Origin of the sequence: Sphingorhabdus sp., from assembly GCF_044374345.1 — a bacterium.
Classification (GTDB): domain Bacteria; phylum Pseudomonadota; class Alphaproteobacteria; order Sphingomonadales; family Sphingomonadaceae; genus Sphingorhabdus_B.
Map to the genome: position 1 here is coordinate 1 of NZ_JBILOS010000151.1, position 2,991 is coordinate 2,991.

The window sequence follows — 2,991 nt, forward strand, 5'->3', positions numbered from 1 at the left end:
ACCGACAGCGCGCATGCCAAGGCGCGCATTGGTTCGATTGACACCGACGAATTGCTGGCGTCTATGAAGGCGGGCAATATCGCCGTCATTCCGGGATTTCAGGGCCTGACCGATGATAACCGCATCACCACCTTGGGTCGCGGGGGGTCTGACACCTCTGCGGTCGCCGTGGCCGCTGCGGTGAAGGCCGACCGCTGCGATATCTACACCGATGTTGATGGCGTTTACACCACTGACCCGCGCATCGTGGCCCGCGCACGTAAGCTGAAGGCCGTGACCTACGAAGAAATGCTTGAACTGGCATCAGTCGGGTCAAAGGTTTTGCAGACCCGTTCGGTCAGCCTTGCGATGAAGGAAGGCGTGCGCGTGCAAGTGCTGTCGTCATTCGTTGATGAAAGCGCGCCTGACGCAGACAGTATCCCCGGCACGATGATTGTGACCGACGCAGAATTGGAGAAGTATCAAGTGGAACGCCAACTGATCACCGGAATTGCCGCCGACAAGAATGAGGCGAAGATCACCCTCACGCGCGTGCCCGACCGTCCGGGCGCGGTGGCGAACATCTTCTCGCCGCTTGCCGACGCAAATATCAACGTCGACATGATCATTCAAAATGTCGGCCGCGACAAAGGCGAGACCGACGTGACCTTTACCTGCCCACAGGCGGACCTTGTGCGCTGCACCGACATCTTGGAAAACCGTCGCGATTCCATCGGCTACAACCGCCTGATCCCCGATACAAAGGTGACCAAGATTTCCGTCGTCGGCGTCGGTATGAAAAGCCACGCAGGTGTTGCCTCAACGATGTTCAGCTCCTTGGCCGACCGCAAGATCAACATTCAGGCGATCTCGACCTCCGAAATTAAGGTTTCGGTTTTGATCGACGAGGACGAAACCGAACTGGCCGTGCGCGTGTTGCACACCGCTTATGGGTTGGATGCTGAGTAAACCGCTTTCATTGCCAACTAGCGACCGATAAGAGAGCGCTATGACCAAACTTCAACACCTCATGCAACGCGGCACGGAATTCCTTGGCTGCGACGTCGCCATTATGTGTGGTGCGATGTCTTGGGTTTCCGAGCGGAACCTTGTGTCGGCTATCTCTAACGCTGGAGGTTTTGGGGTGATTGCGTGCGGGGCGATGACGCCCGAATTGCTGGATACGGAAATTGCCGCCACGAAGGCGCTGACGTCCAAGCCATTCGGTGTGAACCTGATCACCATGCATCCGCAAATCATGGAACTGATTGATGTGTGCGCGAAATATGACGTGAGCCATGTCGTACTCGCGGGTGGATTGCCGCCCAAGGGCAGCATTGAGGCGATCAAGGCGTTCGGCGCGAAAGTTATCTGCTTTGCCCCTGCGCTGACGCTCGCGAAGAAATTTGCGCGGTCCGGCGTGGATGCGCTGGTTATCGAGGGCAGTGAGGCAGGCGGGCATATCGGCCCCGTGGCAACGAGCGTTTTGGCGCAGGAAATCCTGCCAGAGCTGGGCGAACAGCTGCCCATTTTTGTCGCGGGTGGCATTGCCCGTGGCGGCGCGATTGCAAGCTATCTCGAAATGGGCGCGGCGGGTGTGCAATTAGGCACGCGGTTCGTCTGCGCGCATGAAAGCATTGCACATCCGAATTTCAAGGCTGCGTTCCTGCGCGCCAATGCCCGCGATGCGGTCGCCAGCGTCCAGATTGATCCGCGTTTGCCCGTCATTCCTGTCCGCGCGCTGAAGAACAAGGGCACTGAGGAGTTCACCAAGAAACAGGTCGAGGTTGCCGCAATGCTTGACCGCGGCGAAATCGACATGGAAACGGCACAGCTTGAGATTGAAAAATATTGGGCAGGGGCATTGCGCCGCGCGGTGATTGACGGCGATGTTGAATATGGCTCGGTCATGGCCGGCCAGTCGGTTGGTATGGTTCATGTCGAACGGCCCGTGGTCGACATCATCGCCAAGCTGGTCGACGAAGCGAACACCGCGCTGGCGCGTTAGGTCTGTAACTTTCCCTATCGGGGATATCGTTAACCGTCTTGCCAACGCAACACAGCGTGCGCATATCGGTGCCATGACTGAAAATATCGCGACGGAACTCACCCCGCTCGACCCCGCTTTCGTGACCACGACACGCATTGCGACAGCGATTGGATTGCTGCCCTTTGTCATTGGTGCAGGCGTGCTTGAGGTTGCGCAAGCCGCCCCTCCGGGCAGCTTCATCGTGCCGATGCTGCTTTTCTATGTCTTTGTCGCGTTCACCGTCCCGGCACGCAAATATCGGCATTGGGGCTATGATATGGGCACCGACCGGCTGCGCATTGTGCGCGGTTACATGTTTTATCGCGATACCATCGTCCCGTTCGGGCGCATCCAGCATATTGATGTTGACCAAGGGCCAATTGACCGGCGCTACGGCCTCGCCACGCTGACGGTACATACGGCGGGCAACCACAACAGCAAAGTTGCCTTGCCCGGTCTGGCCAATGCCGACGCGCTGGCGATGCGAGAGGCCATTCGCGCCGCGATCCGGCAGGACAGCTTGTGAACGAAACCGTTGATGCGGCCGAGGACCTGACGCCTGCTGGCGATGGCGAACGGCTGCATATTAGCGGCTTGCTGGTGGGCTTTGTCTCCGGCCTTCCGCAGTTGGTGTTTCCGATGGTCGCCGCGATCTTCGGTGTCCGAAAAGCCGACAATCCGGTTCTCATTCCCATCGTCATCGCGGTTGTTCTTTTATTCAGCCTGTTCTTCCGCTGGTTGGCATGGCTGCGGTTTCAATATTTCGTCGGCGAACACGACATTCGTGTCGAGAAAGGGATTTTGAACCGGACGGCGCGCTCCATCCCCTATGAGCGTATTCAGGATGTCAGCATCGAACAAAAACCGCTCGCCCGCATGATGGGTTTGGGTGAGGTCAAGTTTGAAACCGGCGGCGGCGATGGCGACGATGCGAAACTGAGTTTCGTCACATTGGAGGAAGCAAACCGCCTGCGCGCTTTAAT

Annotated in this window: 4 protein-coding genes; all 4 read left to right on the top strand. The window is 58.0% G+C overall.

Annotation, left to right across the window (positions count from 1 at the left end; translation table 11 throughout):
* A partial coding sequence (locus ACIQ5B_RS10745; protein ID WP_397599009.1) for an aspartate kinase occupies positions 1-948 on the top strand: 948 nt, incomplete at its 5' end.
* Positions 949-988: 40 nt separating this feature from the next.
* Entirely contained in the window at positions 989-1,987 is a 999-nt protein-coding gene (locus ACIQ5B_RS10750; RefSeq protein WP_183941741.1) for a nitronate monooxygenase family protein, read from the top strand.
* Between the two features lie 73 nt (positions 1,988-2,060).
* Positions 2,061-2,534 (top strand): PH domain-containing protein, encoded by a 474-nt coding sequence (locus ACIQ5B_RS10755; RefSeq protein WP_395629018.1) that lies wholly within the window; start codon positions 2,061-2,063, stop codon positions 2,532-2,534.
* The coding region (locus tag ACIQ5B_RS10760; RefSeq protein ID WP_397599010.1) for a PH domain-containing protein at positions 2,531-2,991 on the top strand (461 nt) is incomplete at its 3' end. The genes ACIQ5B_RS10755 and ACIQ5B_RS10760, both read left to right, overlap by 4 nt.